Genomic DNA, 18,631 nt, shown 5'->3' with positions numbered 1-18,631 from the left:
TTTTCAAATGTATGGAATCCATTCAGTCAGAGAGTCAATGGCGTGAGTCGGTTTTTCCATCTCGTCTGTCATATGCTCTCTTTTCGTTACACCCGTGTGAACGAGCAGCGTATCCATACCCGCGTTAATGCCGGCCATAATATCAGTCGCGTAGTTGTCGCCGACCATGAGTGTTTCAGACACTTCTGTGCCGAGAACGCGCATCGCCTGCTCCATAATGATTGATTCCGGCTTGCCGATAAATACAGGCTGTACACCTGTAGATACGGTTAACACAGATGTCAGTGAGCCGTTTCCAGGCAGAAGCCCTCTTTCAGTCGGGATCGCAATATCTCCGTTAGTGGAAATAAAGCGGGCGCCATTTCTGATTGCCAGGCAGCCGACAGCAAATTTTTCGTATGTAATGGAACGGTCGATACCAACAACGACAAAGTCCGCGTATTCTCCGCCAAATGTCAGGCCGTTTTCTTCAATCGCCTGGCGGATTCCTTCCTCCCCAATCACATATACAGACGCGTCTTTTTTCTGCTGGGCAATATGCTGGGCAGTAGCCATGCTTGTCGTGAAGACCTGCTCTTCTGTTGCCGGAATATCAAAAGACATGAGCTTGTCTGCCACCTGCTTCGGTGTGCGCGAAGAGTTGTTTGTCACGAAAAGATAAGGAACGCCGCGATCTTTCAGCGTTCTGACAAATTCACACGCTTCCTCGATTTTTTCCGTGCCATTGTACATCGTTCCGTCTAAATCAATTAAATACCCTTTATATGTTTTCATTTCCAACACTCCTGTGGCTTTCCAGTTGTTATTTAAACGCGGAAACAGGTCCTAGCTCTGTTTCCAAATAGCTTCTGATCCGTTTCGGGAAGTCTTGAAGGGCTGTTTGATGCGCCTTGATCAGCCTGTAAAGCTCGCCGCTGTCAGCGAGCAGGTACTGTTGAACCAATGTTTTGCGGTAGGCGATCAATTTCTTGAGCTCAGTTCCCTCTTTTTCCGTGACAACTTTTTCATCAACAAGTATGTCCATAATGTCATCATAGCTGCCCGGGTCCCGCATAATAAAACCGTCAATCATGTCATTGCCTGTATCAAGAATGCATTCGATTAACAGATGGCCTATACGCTGAAGCGCCAGTCCCCCAAATTCAGTCTGCCAGTCTGTTTGTGAGTTAAATAGCGCCAGCTGGTGCTCGAAGAACCCCAGTGTTTTCTCTATTTTGTTTCTGTCAACAAAATACATGACAGCATCCCCTTTGTGTATATTTATTTTCTGATCCGTTTCAAGACAAAATACGCACAGCCGAAATTGCAGTATTCGTAAATATATTCATCTAATGTGCTGATTTTCGTTTCGAAGGTTGCCTTTTGATTCTGGTCGTCAAAGAAGCCCTTGAGCCTAAGCTGACCGTATCCCCAGTCTCCCACAATATAATCGTATTTATTTAATATATCGGAGTAGCGGGCTTTAAAAGCCTCTTCGTTGAAGCCGTCTTTGAAATTGTGCACCAATTCAAATTCGGCATTTTGAATAAGAATCATGATTTCACCTCTTTTTCACTCATTCCTATCATAATTCATTGCCCCGTCCCCATCAATTGCTAAAGAATAAATCATGCGATTTGGCTACCCTACACATGAGGAGGGATTGATAAATGAAACGAACTGCCATCAGCCTCTGCCTCCTGACCGGACTTTTATCCGGATGCGGAGGCGCAGGATTGGATAATGCCGAGAATGTCCGCAATCAGACACAGAATCAAACCAAACCCATTCATGTGTCGGATCGCAACGAGGCTTTTAACAGGCATGATGAGAACGAACAATTTGGCTATGTCCGCTATCAAAAAGAACAATTTGACGGCGAACAGCAGAAAACGCCGGTGATGAACCGGGAAGAAACCGCTCACATGATATCAAGTTTAACGGTTCAGCTCCCCCATATTCAAGATGCTGCGACATTGGTGACTGACCGAGAAGCGCTTGTCGTATACAAAACCGATTCTAAAAACCGGGAGCTGACCGCCGATCAGGTCAAAAAAACAGCGGCTTCTGTCATACCGCGATACTATCATGTGTATATTTCCGATAATCCAAACCATATGCAGTCCATCGAAAATTACAGCAATCTTGGCTCTGGTTCCAGAGATATCAGAGAGATCTTGTCGGGGACGATTCAAGAAATGAAAACCTCCCCGCAAGGAAGCCCCGTCTCAGAGAATGAAAATGCCAACGGAGAAACACACCAGGACATGAAAATCGATAGGAATGACAAAAACGCCAGATGATCTGGCGTTTTGGCATTACGCTTGTGCTTGACGCTTTTTAGATGCTTCGTTTACCTGTTCATCCGCATGGTAAGAAGAGCGGACAAGCGGACCGGCTTCGCAATGGCTGAAGCCTTTTTGCATCGCGATTTCCTTTAATTCTGCAAATTCATCAGGGTGATAGTATTTTTGGACTTTCAAGTGTTTTTTCGTCGGCTGCAGATATTGGCCGATTGCCATAATATCCACGTTGTTCGCCAAGAGGTCGTCCATTACTTCAATAATCTCTTCTTTGGTTTCGCCGAGTCCGATCATAATACTTGATTTCGTCGGAATGTCAGGCTGCATTTCCTTCGCACGGCGCAAAAATTCCAATGAACGATCGTACGTCGCACGCGCGCGGACTCTTGGCGTCAGGCGGCGAACCGTTTCGATATTGTGATTCAGGATGTCTGGGCGTGTATCCATCAAGGTTTTTAGGTTATCGTAGTTTCCGCCCATATCAGACGGCAGCACCTCAATTGTTGTGAACGGGCTTTTTCTGCGGATTGCACGGACGGTTTCCGCGAAAATGCCTGCCCCGCCGTCTTTCTGATCGTCACGCGCCACAGCCGTAATGACCGCGTGCTTCAGATTCATAAGCGCGACTGAATCCGCTACGCGTTCCGGCTCTTGCAGGTCAAGCTCAGTTGGAAGTCCTGTTTTGACAGCGCAGAAACGGCATGCTCTTGTGCAAACAGAACCTAAAATCATAAATGTCGCTGTACGTCTGACCGCCCAGCATTCATGAATATTCGGGCATTTTGCTTCTTCGCATACGGTATGCAGGTTGTTTTCCCGCATGAGTTTTTTGAGCCCTGTATAGTTTTCATTTGTATTTAATTTGATTTTGAGCCATTCGGGCTTTCTGAGGTGTTCGTCTTTCTTTGCCAATTCCCATCATCTCCAATATCCAATATACTCAATTTCTGACACGAAACATTCTGAAAACGAGAAAGGTGCAGGTTTTATTTCTGCAACAAAAATAATGTTTTTCTAACTAAAGAAAGTCTTTTCTTTAGACACTTTAACATAGGAAAAATTTCTCGACAAGGGAAGATGATTACTGACATTTTTAAGCCGGGTTGCTGCAAACTATGTGTATTCAATATGAAAGGAGATTATTTTGTGAAAGTTTTGTTATCCGCTCTTCTTCTCCTTTTGTTTGCCTTTGAGCCTTCTGCGTCTGGAAAAAAGCTTTCAGATCCAGTGCTGTCGAAACGGATGGAATTATATCATAAAATCGAGGCTGTGACGCAGATCCCTTGGTATGCGCTCGCCGCTGTTGATCAATACGAGGAAAATGTGCGGAGCAACCGGAAAGATCTGCCCGACAAGGCGGGAATCATCAGCATCCATATACCCGATGACATCTGGAGCGGGCCTGAAAACCCAAATCCGAAAGACGATGCGCCGTTAAGCATTAAAGTGTTTGACGGAATCGGAATGGATGGCGATGGAGACGGGAAAGCAGAGGTCAGCAACGATGAAGATATTTTGTATACGTTCAGCCAATACTTGCTGTCGTACGGCACAGATGAGGACAACATCCGCATTGGGCTTTGGCATTATTACCGGCGCGATCAGACAGTGGGGATCATATCTGAATTCATGAAGCTGTTTAAAGCCTACGGCCATATTGACCTGGGCGAGCATGCATTCCCGCTTCCGATCAGAACCGATTACAGCTATCGAAGCACGTGGGGAGATGCCCGCGGCTTCGGAGGAAGACGGATTCATGAAGGTACGGATATCTTTGCCCATTACGGCCTTCCTGTCAAATCCACATGTTACGGCGTTGTCGAAATGAAGGGCTGGAACCGCTTCGGAGGATGGAGAATCGGCATCAGGGACATTAACAATACGTATCATTATTTTGCCCACCTCAATGGGTTTGCCAAAGGGATTAAAACTGGACAAATCGTTGAGCCCGGCCAAGTGATCGGATCAGTCGGAAGCTCCGGATACGGCCCTCCGGGAACCGCCGGGAAGTTCCCGCCTCATCTGCACTACGGCATGTACAAAGACAATGGAAGAACCGAATGGTCATTTGATCCATACCCGCATTTGAGGGCGTGGGAACGATATGAATACAAAAAAAAGAAGTAACAAAAAGCCGCCTCTTCGACAGGCGGCTTATTTGCTGCTTTTTTCTTTTTTTGAATCGGCACCGTCTTCTTCTTTGCTGCTCGGAAGTTGGACAGAAGGCGTGACACCCGAGCCGCCGCTTCCATTATAAAATTGCGGCACCTCGCCCTGCACTGCTTTAATCGATACAGGAACATTATTTGTGACGACAGCGGTTTTGCTGGCAAATGGAATGATGACCTTCACTTTAATTTCGACAAAGATGCTGATATCAATAAGTGCGTTATTTATGCCATACGGCTTGATTTTGGTTTTAACATCTGTAAAAGCGTCACCGATTAAATTGAACCGGACCGGGATTTTCGGCCCGAGGTTTCCAAGAAGACTGTTGCCGGTTACCTGTCCCAGCGGAATGTTGATCATAATGTTTTCACTGGCGCCGCTGTGTCCGGTATGGGTTTCCATCTCTTTCAGATGAGCCTGAAGCTGCTTTGTCACTTTTGTTTTTACACTGTTTACAACCTGTGTATTAAAATCGATTGTCGTTAAATTTCCGTTTTCATCAGAATTCATTTGAAACATATCTTTCACATTTTCACTGTCAGACATATAGTCCTCAATCGAATCCTGGATCACCTCTGTCGCGATACGCTTCGTTTCCATCTCGCCGATGTCCATTAAAACAGGTTTGATCGAGCCATTGATCATCCAAAGGCTGACCGTTGTTGACAGGATAAAAAAGACAACTGACAGGAGCATCACGTAACGGAAAGGCAAAGGTCCTCTCTTGCGAAAAGGGCCGCGATATCTTGGCAAGAAAATCCCCCCTTACATATCACAATGTATGCTTGTAAGAGGGGACATAGTAATAGCCGGGGCCAATTTATTTTATTTCACCATTTTTAAAAGCGCTTCTCTGCCGCTCATGCCGACTTGAATGCCAAGATCTTCCGCGGCGTACGTGACGGATTCTAAAGGTGCATCTAACAGCTGGTCAATGGTGCGGACACCAACTGCGCGCCCCGCCACGATGCCGCGCTCCTTTAATTTCTCATTCAGCAGCGCCACATCAAGCGCGCCGCACATAATGTATCCGTGATCATTGGTGACGGCCATAAAATTCGTTTTGGGAAGCTTTACTGTCACAGCTGTAAAAGGCTGTCCTTCTATCATGATCGGTGTCAGATTTACCACGTCAACCACTCCCTTCATTCATCACTTTATGATGAAGGGCACAGCTTGTTGTGGGCTGACAGCCTTATTGCGCGAGCTTCCAAGCGAGCAGATCCCGCAAAAATTCCGGCATAAAGTATTCTTTTTCTGCCGCGTCGCGAATCAACGGAAACAGTTTGCCGAGCGTAAACATATCAAGCACCGCAACGGAGTATTGTTTATGTTTTTCAATATCTTCCCCGTTCAGCGTGATGCGGGTGACATGCGTGATCCCGTCATCGAGCCGTTTCGTTTCTACCTCAACGCCGGCATACACCATTTTCCCCATCACTTCTCCGCGGAAGCCGAGCCCTTTGATCCGCAGCTGTTCCATCTGTTCGGAAGCGGCATGGACAATGGTTTCCTTCAGTTCTTCTCCCGTCAGGCGGACAGCCACCGGGTTGATCGGATGCGGACAGATGCGGTGCAGGTCCAGTTTCGTCACAGGGCCTGCTTTCAGCGGACCGAGAATGACACCTGAATTTACCATACTGATGTCCGTCTCGCACCATTCTTTTAACGCGTACGCCAAAAGCAAAGGCAGCTCTGATTCTTCAAACCACTTCACCTCAGCATCTTGGGCAAGCTCCGCAACGGCATCGGAGAGCTTCTCCTCAGCTTCACGTTCTTTTTCATTAAGAAACGCTTTTGTTTCTGCGGATTCTCCTAACCATTCCGCCATGTTCTGCACAGACGCTGTTTTGCTGATGATGCTTCGCTGTACACTGTCCACCGTGATTTCTACACAGCCGACATAATGCCCGTATTTCTCAGCACTGGCAAGCAATACCCCGTTCACCACTTGTCCGTCTTCAAGCAAATGGTGGGTGTGCGATTCGAGAATGACATCAATCTCAGGTACCGCTTCAGCCACTGCCTGATCATCAAGAATGCCTAAATGCGACAGCAGGACGATGATATCCGCCTGCCCTTTCACTTCCTGAATGGTTTCCTTTACGCTATCAAGGGCATCTGTTACTGTCCATCCCAGCTTGTCGTAAACGGGATAATACGGCACAGTTACGCCTAAGAAAGCAATGGTCATACCGTTTTTCAATGGTTTGATATGGTAAGGCACTGCCCATGACGGACGGTTTCCGTTTTTATCAAACAGGTTGGAGACGATAACAGGAAATTCAGCATGATCATATAAAGCAGCAAGCTCTTCATGCGGAAGCGTAATCCCTTCGTTATTGCCGATCGCCGCTCCATCAATGTGAAGGCGGTTTAAGAGATCGACATTGGCTTTTCCGAATGTCGCCTCTGTCACGAATTGAAAACGATCAAGATGATCGCCAATATCAAATACGAGCGTCTCTTCGCTGTCTGATTGATGCTCTTTTCTTTTCTGCTCGATATAATCTACAATTTTCGGCCAGTTTTCAAAATGGCTGTGCAAATCATTTGTATGATATAAGCGGAGCTTCTCCTTCATAATATCTCTCCCTAATCGTTCAGCTGAAAATGCCTTCATAAATGAGCTGGCAGCCGATCAAAATCAATACGATCCGCATGATCATAACGATCGTTTTCGTCTGCATTTTTCTGTTGATGGCGGCGCCAAGCTTTCCGCCGAACCAAGCGCCGGGCACAAGCGCGAGGGCGTACAGCCAATTGACGTGCCCGGAAATAATATGTGAAACAGACCCTGTCATAGAAGACAGGAAAATAATAAACATGGATGTTGCGACCGCAACCTTCGGCGGAAACAAAAATAACAGCATCATCGCCGGAACCATCAGTGATCCGCCGCCTATTCCGAAAAGCCCGCCTAAAAAACCGACAACAAAGGCAATGGCAATACCGACAGGGGCCTGATATGAGTACGTATAAGGCTCACCGGCATCATCCTGAAATGTCCGGATAATCCCTTTGTGCGCTTTGTTAATGGGCCGGGCTTTCGCTTTCAGCATTAAGGATAATGAAATCAGAATCATAAAAATGCCAAACCAAACGGAAAATGAGTTTGAATTGAACAGCTTTGACACATAAGCCCCGATTATGCTGCCGGGACCTGAACCGATAAAGAAAATGAGCCCGCTCTTATAATCAACGATTTTATATTTAATATAAGCCAAAGTTGAAGAAAGACCCGTAAAAATAATGACCAAAAGCGAAGTTCCAATCGCAACCTGCGGCGTCACATCCTGAAACAGCGGCGTCACTGTGCTTAAAAACATCAAAGACGGCACAATGACAATTCCGCCGCCAAGCCCGATCAGACTTCCTACCGTACCTGCGATTAATCCCAGGACGACCAAAATCACAAACGACATCAGTAAAAACCTCTTTTCTAAAATAAATCGAGCTGTCTCGGAGCAAGTCCGCTGTACTCGATATCAAGCAGTTCAAGCATCTGCTTGCCGTTATCCGCCGCGTCACCGCCGGAATTATTGTTGAACAGGACAAAAACATCCTTACATTGCTGCTGCAATTCATTCAGGTGCTTTTTCCAATCCTCCAGCTCCTGTTGGTTGTAGCGGTATAGGTACCTGACCTCGCGCCAGTTTTTCCCGCCGTCAGGCTTCATCCAGCCCTGCTTGTTGCGTCCGTGAAACCTGACGAGCGTTTTGTTTTCATCGGTCGCGCGCAGCACAGTCGGAACGCTGCCTTCTCCGATTTGCGGTTCATCACAAACACTGTGAATCCAGCCTTCCGCTTTCATAAATGAAAGCGTCTGCTCATAAAACGGCGGCGAGAACCAGGAACGGTTTCTGAATTCAAGCGCACAAGGAATATCCCCCATTTGGTGCTTGCACCATCTCAAATAGGCGACATTCTCCTTCTTGCAGTCAAACCACGGCGGAAATTGAAACAGCACCATGGCGAGCTTGTTGCTATGTAAATATGGCGTTAAAGACACCTTAAACGCATCAAACATCTCCTCTTTTGAGTCAAAGGGAATTTCACCGCGCTGATGCCCTGTCATGCCCTGATATGCTTTCACGATAAATTGGAAGGTTTCGGGCGTTTCCTTGACCCACTTTTCATTATTGCGAGCCGGCTGAATCGCGTAAAAGCTCGCGTCTAATTCCACGATCGGAAAATGGGAGGAATAGGCCTGCAATTTTTTCTGGCTGGCCGTCTTCGGCGGATAGATGCTGTCATGATCCCCCCATCCCGTCAGTCCAATATAAATCACACTCATTCACCTCTCTTTCAGTTTATCACACGTGTTTTCAGGTTTCCTCGGAAATGCTGTTCATATGGCGGGAAAAAGCAGAACTCAAATGCTGATATTGTTCCTCATTCGTATCTAAAAACGCCTCTTCTCTTGTGGAAGGAATATGCTGATATTCAATAGGCGCCTGAAACTGCTCACTCGTAAAATCGTACACCACACCATTGAAGCTGTTATAAAAATGCCAGCTCTCACCGACTCTTGTTTTCAGAATGGCGCCGCCGAATTGATCCTGAATCACCAGTGCCGTCACACCGCATTGGCCGCATGACGGGCATTCTTCCGTCCATTTAGAGCTCGTATGGCGAGACCAAGATTGCTTAAGTATGTATTTGACATGCTCCACGCCTCCGCCTCCTTTTAAAAAAGATACCACGTTGATGAAATTTTAAAAACAAGAACGGCAGAAATCAAAAAACCCGGCGGTAAAATCCGCCGGGCTTACGAAGGAACGACCAGCGCTCCGTCAATTCCACTGACCTTTTCCCCATCACTGTACACACATCGGCCTTTGCTGTAAGTGGCCGAAATACGGCAGGGAAATGAATGTCCTTCGTAAATGCTTTTTTTATGCTTTGCAAACATCGATTCTCTTGTGACAGTGTACGGCTCCATACTGACGAGCACGAAATCCGCATCACACCCCGCCTCGAGCCGCCCTTTTTTCTGAAGGCCAAATCGTTTTGCAGGGGCCGCCGCTGTCCATTCTGCGATGGTTTCAAACGGAATCTGATGTTCAAGCGCCAGTTCCAGCATGCCTAATAAAGTGAACTGCCCGCCGCTGATTCCGCCCCATGATAAAAACAGATTGTCCTCCCGCTTTAAGGATGGACGGCAAGGGGAATGGTCTGAGGAAACCATGTCAATGTCCCCGGCAATGAGCGCCTCGATCAGCGCTTCCTTCGATTGCGGTGACCGGAGCGGCGGCGCGCATTTCGCGACAGAGCCCTTTTCTCGTAAATCGTCATGGCTGAACAAGACATAATGCGGGCATGTCTCGACCGAAACATCAAGCCCTTCCTGTTTCGCCTCTCTGATCAGCTGAACCGCTTTCGCCGTACTGATATGAACAAAATGAACCGGACAGCCTGTCACCCTCGCATACTGAATCGTGCGATACACCGTTTCAGCTTCTGCTTCCTCCGGGCGGGAGGCGGCGTACGCATCCGCATCCACCTTTCCTTTATTGGCCAAAACCATCTGCAAATAGCTTGTGATCGCATCGCTTTCTGCGTGAAGAGCGAGGATTTTTCCTGCAGCCGCAATTTCCGCCATACCTTTAAGCAATGTCCGTTCATCAACAGAGCGGAACTCATCAGTGCCTGACTTTGATAAAAACGCTTTAAACCCGATCGCTCCCGCTTCAGCCATCGGACGGATGTCCTCGATATGGCCTGGCACAAGCCCGCCCCATAGCGCAAAATCCACGGCAGATTTTTGCCTGCCCAGCTCAGCTTTTGCGAGAAGATGCTCTGCCGTCACGGTTGATGGAATGCAGTTGAGCGGCATATCAAAAAAGGTGGTGCAGCCGCCTGCGGCCATCATTTGAGAACCTGTTTCAAATCCCTCCCAATCTTCCCTGCCCGGTTCATTAAAATGAACATGGCAGTCTATCGTACCAGGAAACACGTATGTCCCGTCTGCCTGGATGATTTCCGTCCCGCTTGCTTCGATGTCAGAACCTATCTCGGCAATGACACCGTTTTGAACTGCAATATCAGCTTCTGTAACGCCATCTGGCGTAACTGCCTTTGCACCTTTTATGACCATATCGTAAGCCATATTAATCCCCCCATGTAAGGATGACGATTTTTCATGTCAGTTTATGTCACACAACCAGTTCTATTTTCAACAGTTTACTGCTACTATGATCGTATTACATCAGCAAAACCGCTAGAATTCCTATTGAAAATTATTCATCTTAACCAATGTTTTTATAGAAAAGGAGAATGCGCTATGAATATTTTTGATGTGATGAAAATACCGGCTTTTGAAAACGCCAATTTAATCGCTGGAAAAGCAGGAGGGGAAAGGGAGGTTCAGCATGTCAACATGATGGACGCTCCGGATATCGCAGACTTTTTGCATAAGAATGAATTGCTCGTCACCACCGCCTATCACCTGAAGGATCACCCGCATCAATTATCTGAACTGATTCGGCAAATGGCAAAACGCGGCTGCGCGGGCCTCGGCATTAAAACAAAGCGCTATCTGGAAGATATCCCGAAGGAAATCGTCGAACTGGCCGATTCATATGCGTTCCCGATCATTGAGCTTCCGGAACACATCCGCCTCGGCGATATTGTGAATGCCACTCTCAGCCATATTCTCGATATGCGTTCTAACGAGCTGCAGCAAGCCATTTACGCGCACAAAAAATTCACAAACCACATTATGAGCGGCAAGGGGCTGCAATCTCTGCTCAAAAAGGTGTCAGACCTCCTTCAGCTTCCCGTGCTGCTTCTAGACCAGCATGCTAAAATGCTGTCAGCGTCTCATCAAATTTCAGTTGAAACCGAAAAACTGAAAGGCACCCTGAATACCGTATCCGGGCCATTTTTCACTTGTTTCTCTACAATCTCAGATCAGAAAACATATTCTGTCCTGCCTATTTATAATCACGAAAAAAATTGCGGATATCTGCTGATACCGGACATGGTGCAGGCCGGCGACAAAGGATTGATCCTCACGATTGAACAAGCGGCCAACGTCATTTCCTTTGAACTGCTGAAGGAAAATGCGCTGAAGCAGTTCAGCCGGCGGGCCCGCAATGAGTTTTTTAACAATTTTATTGAGCGGTCCTTTTCTTCAGATGACGAAATCAAAAACCGGGCGAAAGAATTCAAGCTGCGCTGGGATCAAAAATACATGTGCATTGCCGGCAAACTCGATCGCAATGACGAATCAATCAGCTTTACAGAAAATCAGCTCGCTTCCGACAGCGTATTCGAATTTCTTGAAGGTGAGTTATCGGTCTTCCCGTTTCCGCCTCACTTCTTTATGAAAGGAAACGTCGGCATTATTCTCATCGAGGCGACAGACAGCTGGAGTGAAATGCACGCCTCGGTGATCAGCTTTTTAGAACAGTTCCAAACACAGGTCAGCACTCAATTTAAACGAACCGTGTCCTTTGGCATCAGCAACATATGCCAAAAGCTCATTGATGTTCCCGACGCGTTCACAGAAGCTTCTGATGCTCTGCAATCGGGGCATTTGTCTAGAAGCACCGCATTTATCCAGGTGTATCACGCCAAAGATGTGCCTGAGCTTCTGCGCTTGCTCCCGGTTGAGGATTTGAAGAAATTTTACAACTCCACGCTTCAGAGCCTTGCTGAAAAACAGCAGGAGGATCAAAGCCTTCTTCATACGCTTTCCGTCTATTTAGAGACACACTGCCAAATTTCAGAGACGGCCAAGCGTCTGTACGTTCATCGCAATACGGTCATTTACCGGCTTGAAAAATGCGAAGAGTTGCTGGGGAAAAGCTTAAAAGATCCAGAAACAACGATGCGTTTGCGGCTTGCCTTACGTATGCAGCGGCTGATCAGCTAACGTTTGTCACATTCTCTTACAAAATCAATCATTTTTCGTCACTTTCAGCAATCACACCTGTCTTTTTCGGCTACTGTATCCAATGACACTCCTCAATCGGCACGATATCATGTTACTAAAGTTCACATACGAGGAGGGACTATGGTGAAAAAAAGATCGTTTGCGGTGTTTACGCTTGGCCTGCAGCATGTGCTGGCCATGTATGCAGGTGCGATTTTGGTGCCCCTGCTTGTCGGCAGGGCGCTGAATGTAACAACTGAACAGCTGTCCTACCTATTGGCGATTGACCTGTTAACGTGCGGCGTCGCGACGCTTTTGCAAACCTTACGCGGAGCATACATCGGCATCGGGCTCCCCGTCATGCTTGGCAGCTCATTTGTGGCCGTCACCCCGATGATTGCAATCGGCGCCAATTACGGCATTCACGCGATTTACGGTTCTATCATCGCGGCCGGTGTGTTTATCTTTTTGTTTGCGCGTTTTTTCGGCAAACTGACTGTGTTATTTCCTCCTGTCGTAACAGGTACGGTTGTGACATTGATCGGCCTTTCACTAGTTCCGACAGGTGTGAAAAATATGGCTGGCGGCGAGAAAATAAACGGCAACGCCAATCCCGAATACGGTTCGTTCGAAAACCTTCTTCTCTCTGTCGGTGTCCTTGTTCTGATCTTAGTCCTCAACCGCTTTCTCAAAGGATTTGCCCGAACACTGTCCGTTCTGATCGGCATCGTCGCCGGTACAGCGGCGGCAGCGATCATGGGCAAAGTCAGCTTTTCTTCTGTTACAGAAGCACCATTCTTCCAAATCCCGAAGCCTTTTTATTTCGGAGCTCCTGCGTTTGAAATTGGCCCGATCTTAACGATGCTGATCGTCGGAATCGTCATTATTGTAGAATCAACCGGCGTTTTCTACGCAATCGGAAAGATATGCGGCAGACCTTTAACTGAAAATGACCTCGTCAAAGGGTATCGCGCGGAGGGAATCGCCATTCTCATCGGCGGGCTGTTCAATGCCTTTCCTTATAATACCTTTGCGCAAAACGCCGGCTTATTGCAGCTGACGAAAGTAAAAACGAGAAACGTCGTGATTACCGCAGGCTTTATCCTTGTCTGTCTCGGACTGATTCCGAAGATTGCTGCCCTTGCTTCTGCCGTTCCTGCTGCTGTGCTTGGCGGCGCAACCGTCGTCATGTTCGGCATGGTGATTGCCTCCGGCGTCAAAATGCTCAGCACAGCGGATCTCACAAATCAATACCACCTCCTGACCATCGCATGCTCAATCGCACTCGGCATCGGCGCCAGCACCGTCCCCGGGATTTTTGCTGAATTCCCCGCTCCGATCAGGATTCTGGTCAGTGACGGCACCATCACTGGCAGCCTGACCGCTATCTTTTTGAATCTATTTTTCAGCTTACGCGGCAAAAAAGACAAAACAGCTCAGAAAACTGAACTTACGGTATTAGAACATACACTTGCATTAGAAAAAGAGGTGTAAAAAAGATGAAGAAACAGCATAATGCCTTTCAGCTGATGATGCTGGGGCTTCAGCACATGCTCGCCATGTATGCGGGAGCCATTCTCGTTCCGCTGATCGTCGGAGCGGCGATCGGACTGGATGCAGGGCAGCTGACGTATTTAATTGCAATCGATTTGTTCATGTGCGGGGCGGCGACTCTTTTGCAGCTCTGGAGAAACCGGTATTTCGGCATCGGCCTCCCCGTTGTGCTCGGATGCACGTTTACCGCAGTCGGCCCGATGATTTCTATCGGCAGCACTTACGGTATCCCAGCGATATATGGTGCCATTATCGCCGCAGGGCTGATTGTCGTCTTAGCCGCAGGCTTCTTCGGAAAGCTTGTCCGTTTTTTTCCGCCTGCCGTAACCGGATCAGTCGTCATGATCATCGGTATCAGCCTGATCCCGACGGCAATGAATAACCTGGCCGGAGGTGAAGGAAGCAAAGAATTCGGCTCACTGGACAACGTCCTCCTCGGGTTTGGCGTCACAGCTTTTATCTTATTGCTGTTTTATTTCTTTAAAGGTTTTATCCGTTCCATAGCGATTTTGCTCGGTATGATCGCAGGAACAGCGGCTGCATACTTCATGGGAAAGGTCAATTTCTCTGAGGTCTTGGAGGCATCTTGGCTTCATGTTCCATCTCTGTTTTATTTCGGACCGCCTGCCTTCGAATGGCCGGCTATTGTCACGATGCTTCTCGTTGCGCTTGTCAGTCTCGTCGAATCGACGGGTGTTTACTTTGCGCTTGCCGATATCACAAACAGCAGACTGTCGGAGAAGGATCTGGAAAAGGGCTACCGGGCGGAAGGCCTTGCGATTATGCTAGGCGGCTTATTTAACGCGTTTCCCTATACAGCCTTCTCGCAAAATGTCGGCATCGTACAGCTTTCAAAGATAAAAAGTGTCCACGTCGTCGCCACCACAGGAATTATGCTGATGGCGATCGGGCTTGTTCCAAAAGCCGCGGCACTGACTACAGTGATCCCCAACCCAGTTCTCGGCGGCGCAATGATCGTCATGTTCGGCATGGTCATTTCGTACGGGATCAAAATGCTCTCCAGCGTCGACTTCGATTCACAAGGCAACCTGCTGATTATCGCCTCCTCCGTCAGCTTGGGGCTTGGCGCTACAACAGTTCCCGCGCTGTTTTCATCACTTCCGGGTGCCGCCTCAGTCTTGGCGGGAAGCGGAATCGTGATCGGCAGCTTAACAGCCATAGCACTGCACGCTTTTTTTCAAGCCAAACAGCCGAATGGCTCAGACATAAAAACGTAAAGGAAGATGCCAATGTTCACAATGGATGACTTGAACCAAATGAACACACAAACACTGACAAGCACACTTGGCTCTATTTTTGAACACTCTTCATGGATTGCGGAGAGATCCGCGGCATTACGGCCGTTTTCGTCCCTTTGTGATCTTCACCGCAAAATGACCGGTATTGTAAAAGCCGCGGATCGCGAGACACAGCTTGATGTAATCAATAAACACCCCCGGCTCGGAACAAAGAAAACAATGAGCAGTGAGTCGATAAAAGAGCAACAGAACGCAGGGCTCAGCAAACTGGAACAGCAGGAATACGAGGAGTTTCTCAAGCTGAACGAACACTATTATGATCGCTTCGGCTTTCCTTTTATTTTAGCGGTAAAGGGAAAGACGAAACAGGACATTCACCAAGCCCTGCTGGAAAGGCTTGAGAACGAACGGGAATCGGAGTTCCAGCAGGCTCTGATAGAAATTTACCGAATCGCCCGCTTTCGCCTGGCTGACATCATCACTGAAAAAGGAGAGACGCAAATGAAAAGAACCATGTCTTATGGTAAAGGAAATGTATTTGCATACCGAACGTTTTTAAAACCGCTCACTGGAGTGAAGCAAATCCCCGAATCATCTTTTACCGGGAGAGACAATACCGTTGTCGGCGTTGATGTGACTTGCGAAATTGGCGGAGACGCCTTCCTGCCATCATTTACAGACGGAGACAACACTCTCGTCGTGGCGACGGATTCAATGAAAAACTTTATCCAGCGCCATCTCGCATCCTATGAAGGAACGACAACCGAGGGATTCCTACACTATGTAGCTCACCGATTTTTAGATACCTATTCTCATATGGACACGATTGCTCTGACTGGCGAAGATATCCCGTTTGAAGCAATGCCTGCATACGAGGAGAAAGAGCTCACCGCAAGCCGCCTTGTCTTCAGAAGATCACGCAATGAACGAAGCCGCTCTGTGCTGAAAGCCGAACGCAGCGGGAATACCATCACGATTACAGAACAATACAGCGAAATCATGGATCTTCAGCTCGTTAAGGTGAGCGGCAACTCCTTCGCCGGCTTCATCCGGGACGAATATACGACTCTTCCCGAAGACGGCAACCGCCCCCTGTTTGTCTATTTAAACATCAGCTGGCAGTATGAAAACACCAATGACGCATATGCTTCTGACCCAGCCCGCTACGTCGCGGCTGAACAAGTCCGCGACTTGGCGAGCACCGTTTTTCACGAGCTCGAAACCCCTTCAATCCAACACTTAATCTATCACATCGGCTGCAGAATATTAGCGAGGTTCCCGCAGCTCACTGATGTCAGCTTCCAATCTCAAAATCACACATGGGATACAGTTGTCGAAGAAATCCCGGGTTCAAAAGGAAAAGTCTACACCGAACCGCGCCCGCCATTCGGCTTCCAGCGCTTTACCGTGACAAGAGAAGACGCCGAGAAAGAAAAACAGAAAACTGCTGAAACCGCAGGGAGCCTGAAAGTCTGATGGGAAAGCTGACCACCCATATTTTAGATTTAACCTGCGGCAAACCGGCGGCGAACGTCAAAATTGAATTGAAGCGGCTGGGCGAAAGTATAATGAAAGAGATATACACTAACAAGGACGGAAAAGTCGATATCCCTCTGCTGGCTGCTGAAGAGCTGGTGTCCGGAGAATATGTGATGGAATTTCATGCAGGAGACTATTTTGCGAGTAAAAACACGAACGCAGCCGATCAGCCGTTTTTAACCATCGTCACCGTCCGTTTTCACATTGCAGATCCAGATGCGCATTACCATATCCCGCTTTTGCTGTCGCCGTTTGGTTATCAGGTGTATAGGGGGAGTTAACATGTCAAGCCCGGTCTTCACGACCGGGCACTTTCATTTTTTTCCTGTTATAATCATGAAGACAGTATTCTTCTCACATCTATTGCCATCACTTATCTTCTTTATTTTTTCATTTTTTGAACTCTTTTCAGCCAGCAGCCGTATATAGTAACGAAACCAAGTTTCGAGGTGGGGTATGGACATTCTTTCTGACGAAGAATTGATGGAAAAAGTAAAACAAAAGGATATGGAGGCCTACAACAGTTTATATGCCCGTCACGCTCCAAAAACATATCAATTTATATTTCTGTACATCCGTCAAAAACAGGCAGCTGAAGATCTTCTGCAGGAAACTTTTATCCGGGTATATGTAAAATGCCGCAGCTATAAAAGCGAAAAAGCGAGCTTTCGTACCTGGCTCCATCAAATCGCTCACAGACTATGTATTGATTATTACCGAAAGCATTCTAAATTCAAATGGCAGCAGATGGAATTGGACGATTATTCGGAAAAGCACCAGAGCACCATTGAGCAAAATATACAAAATAAAATATTGATTCAACAGTATTTGGGACAGCTGCCTGACAAAGAGCGATCAATTCTGATTCTCGCCTACTATCAAGGGTTTACAGGCAAAGAAATTTCTCACATTCTCAACATACCGGAAGGAACAGTCAAATCCAAGCTTCATTATTCTCTAAAGAAGCTGAACAAATCCATTGAAAAGGAGCTGAAGGACTCATGAATGAGCAAGATGAAGTGAAAAGCATGATTGAAGGATTACAAGAACACATGCCCAAGCTGAACGAATTCCTGGATATGAACCGCCTGTCTCTTCCAGAATATATGTTAAAACCACCTTCTCCACCGATTACTTGGTTTGACCGTTTGAGCCATTGGCTAGCTTATCCTAGCTGGCAGCTTCCAGACCTTTTCTCATTCCGTTCTGTTGCTCAAGTGGTGACGATTTTGCCGATTTTATCCGGGAGCATAGCAGCACAAATACTTTTTTTCTTATTCTTAGGAAGGTGATCATATGACAAGCGGTACGGTGATAGGACTAATAAGCGGCGCGGCAGCTCTTACTGTCGGTACACTAGGTGGAGTCATGGGGTCTGCATTTAATCGGCAGATTTTAAACTCAATTGGCGTACATTCACTTCCACAGAACCCTAAACGGAAATATTCGCTGATTGCAAAACATTGCAGATTTTTAGGCGAATGGAATCGTTTTGACAGCTATAATGTGTTTGTCTTTTTTTTAGGGATTCTATTTCTAATTGGTGCAGGCGTATTATTGATTGTGAGATTCGAAACGGGCGGCACCCCTTTCCAAGACACACTTCAGCTCGCTTTTTTGGTTAACTCTCTCACCTGGATCTCCGTGTCCTCGATTTTATTGTTAGGACGGCTTGTACAATTGATCCACATCTATAAATACGGTATTCAACATATCAGTAAGGAGGAAACAGCCATTACCAAGACCCAAGAACAGCAAAATAAAAACAAATTCTCTTTATATTGGATCATTATTTTAGCAGCAACGATCCTGTTTATTGGTGGAGGTCTTCTGCTGCTTCAATACCCTGTTGGTTTTTTAAGTCTGGCAGGCGCCTACTTTTTGTTTATGTTTACTTTTAACTCGGTTTATCATAAAAACAAGCGGAAATAAAGAACTTCAGCCCA

21 protein-coding genes are annotated in these 18,631 nt (G+C 47.1%); 10 read left to right on the top strand and 11 right to left on the bottom strand.

Annotated elements, in window-relative coordinates; all coding sequences use genetic code 11:
• Positions 1-3: 3 nt before the first annotated feature.
• From nucF to NZD81_RS15990, 3 genes are read right to left on the bottom strand one after another with little or no spacing between them, the layout of a single operon-like run.
• The gene (gene nucF, locus NZD81_RS16000) at positions 4-774 is read right to left on the bottom strand and encodes a 5' nucleotidase NucF (protein WP_134975163.1); all 771 of its coding nucleotides are present in this window, start codon (positions 772-774) and stop codon (positions 4-6) included.
• Between the two features lie 28 nt (positions 775-802).
• The gene (locus NZD81_RS15995) at positions 803-1,237 is read right to left on the bottom strand and encodes a DUF86 domain-containing protein (protein WP_040081932.1); all 435 of its coding nucleotides are present in this window, start codon (positions 1,235-1,237) and stop codon (positions 803-805) included.
• Positions 1,238-1,260: 23 nt separating this feature from the next.
• Entirely contained in the window at positions 1,261-1,536 is a 276-nt protein-coding gene (locus NZD81_RS15990) for a YutD family protein (protein WP_003228682.1), read from the bottom strand.
• A 113-nt stretch (positions 1,537-1,649) separates the two neighbouring features.
• Between NZD81_RS15990 and NZD81_RS15985 the strand changes: the two genes are divergently transcribed.
• Entirely contained in the window at positions 1,650-2,282 is a 633-nt protein-coding gene (locus NZD81_RS15985) for a YhcN/YlaJ family sporulation lipoprotein (RefSeq protein WP_282373329.1), read from the top strand.
• A 15-nt stretch (positions 2,283-2,297) separates the two neighbouring features.
• Here the strand turns inward: NZD81_RS15985 and lipA are convergent, their stop codons facing one another.
• Positions 2,298-3,194 carry a lipoyl synthase gene (lipA, locus tag NZD81_RS15980; RefSeq protein WP_003222888.1) on the bottom strand — a complete coding sequence of 299 codons (897 nt, stop codon included), beginning with the start codon at positions 3,192-3,194 and terminating at the stop codon, positions 2,298-2,300.
• 234 nt (positions 3,195-3,428) lie between these two features.
• Between lipA and lytH the strand changes: the two genes are divergently transcribed.
• A complete protein-coding gene (gene lytH / locus NZD81_RS15975) occupies positions 3,429-4,409 on the top strand; it encodes an L-Ala--D-Glu endopeptidase (RefSeq protein WP_014665248.1) in 981 nt (326 codons plus the stop codon).
• 27 nt (positions 4,410-4,436) lie between these two features.
• On the opposite strand, the gene yunB is transcribed toward lytH, so the two are convergent.
• The 7 genes from yunB to NZD81_RS15940 all read right to left on the bottom strand — a co-directional run bounded on the left by yunB (position 4,437) and on the right by NZD81_RS15940 (position 10,563).
• A complete protein-coding gene (gene yunB / locus NZD81_RS15970) occupies positions 4,437-5,204 on the bottom strand; it encodes a sporulation protein YunB (protein WP_040081930.1) in 768 nt (255 codons plus the stop codon).
• A gap of 72 nt (positions 5,205-5,276) precedes the next feature.
• On the bottom strand, positions 5,277-5,582 hold the full coding sequence (locus NZD81_RS15965) for a YunC family protein (protein ID WP_014665249.1): 306 nt from the start codon (positions 5,580-5,582) through the stop codon (positions 5,277-5,279).
• 64 nt (positions 5,583-5,646) lie between these two features.
• Positions 5,647-7,035 (bottom strand): bifunctional metallophosphatase/5'-nucleotidase, encoded by a 1,389-nt coding sequence (locus NZD81_RS15960; protein ID WP_282373332.1) that lies wholly within the window; start codon positions 7,033-7,035, stop codon positions 5,647-5,649.
• A 19-nt stretch (positions 7,036-7,054) separates the two neighbouring features.
• A complete protein-coding gene (locus tag NZD81_RS15955; protein WP_014665251.1) occupies positions 7,055-7,876 on the bottom strand; it encodes a sulfite exporter TauE/SafE family protein in 822 nt (273 codons plus the stop codon).
• A gap of 17 nt (positions 7,877-7,893) precedes the next feature.
• Positions 7,894-8,742, bottom strand: coding sequence for a DUF72 domain-containing protein (locus NZD81_RS15950; protein WP_003243895.1), 849 nt, complete (start codon positions 8,740-8,742; stop codon positions 7,894-7,896).
• A gap of 37 nt (positions 8,743-8,779) precedes the next feature.
• The gene (locus tag NZD81_RS15945; RefSeq protein ID WP_040081928.1) at positions 8,780-9,127 is read right to left on the bottom strand and encodes a YunG family protein; all 348 of its coding nucleotides are present in this window, start codon (positions 9,125-9,127) and stop codon (positions 8,780-8,782) included.
• A gap of 95 nt (positions 9,128-9,222) precedes the next feature.
• Positions 9,223-10,563, bottom strand: coding sequence for an allantoinase (locus tag NZD81_RS15940; protein WP_282373338.1), 1,341 nt, complete (start codon positions 10,561-10,563; stop codon positions 9,223-9,225).
• Between the two features lie 174 nt (positions 10,564-10,737).
• Between NZD81_RS15940 and pucR the strand changes: the two genes are divergently transcribed.
• From pucR to NZD81_RS15900, 8 genes are all read left to right on the top strand, one after another.
• Entirely contained in the window at positions 10,738-12,333 is a 1,596-nt protein-coding gene (pucR, locus tag NZD81_RS15935) for a purine catabolism transcriptional regulator PucR (protein WP_282373340.1), read from the top strand.
• A gap of 144 nt (positions 12,334-12,477) precedes the next feature.
• A complete protein-coding gene (gene pucJ / locus NZD81_RS15930; RefSeq protein WP_282373363.1) occupies positions 12,478-13,827 on the top strand; it encodes a uric acid permease PucJ in 1,350 nt (449 codons plus the stop codon).
• A 5-nt stretch (positions 13,828-13,832) separates the two neighbouring features.
• A complete protein-coding gene (pucK, locus tag NZD81_RS15925) occupies positions 13,833-15,125 on the top strand; it encodes a uric acid permease PucK (RefSeq protein WP_136653718.1) in 1,293 nt (430 codons plus the stop codon).
• Positions 15,126-15,137: 12 nt separating this feature from the next.
• The gene (pucL, locus tag NZD81_RS15920; RefSeq protein WP_282373366.1) at positions 15,138-16,622 is read left to right on the top strand and encodes a factor-independent urate hydroxylase; all 1,485 of its coding nucleotides are present in this window, start codon (positions 15,138-15,140) and stop codon (positions 16,620-16,622) included.
• On the top strand, positions 16,622-16,966 hold the full coding sequence (uraH, locus tag NZD81_RS15915) for a hydroxyisourate hydrolase (RefSeq protein WP_103030952.1): 345 nt from the start codon (positions 16,622-16,624) through the stop codon (positions 16,964-16,966). Before pucL ends, uraH begins: the two co-directional genes overlap by 1 nt.
• Positions 16,967-17,141: 175 nt before the next feature.
• Positions 17,142-17,690, top strand: coding sequence for an RNA polymerase sigma factor (locus NZD81_RS15910; RefSeq protein WP_040081921.1), 549 nt, complete (start codon positions 17,142-17,144; stop codon positions 17,688-17,690).
• Positions 17,687-17,977, top strand: a complete 291-nt coding sequence (locus NZD81_RS15905; protein WP_282373370.1) for a hypothetical protein — start codon at positions 17,687-17,689, stop codon at positions 17,975-17,977. The genes NZD81_RS15910 and NZD81_RS15905 overlap by 4 nt, the downstream gene beginning before the upstream one ends.
• Positions 17,978-17,981: 4 nt before the next feature.
• Positions 17,982-18,617, top strand: a complete 636-nt coding sequence (locus NZD81_RS15900; protein ID WP_014665263.1) for a hypothetical protein — start codon at positions 17,982-17,984, stop codon at positions 18,615-18,617.
• Positions 18,618-18,631 lie beyond the last annotated feature (14 nt).

Source organism: Bacillus sp. B.PNR1 (assembly GCF_030386235.1).
GTDB classification, from domain to species: Bacteria; Bacillota; Bacilli; order Bacillales; family Bacillaceae; genus Bacillus; species Bacillus stercoris.
Note: the sequence above shows the minus strand (reverse complement) of the source record. Positions and strands in the feature narration are given on the sequence as shown.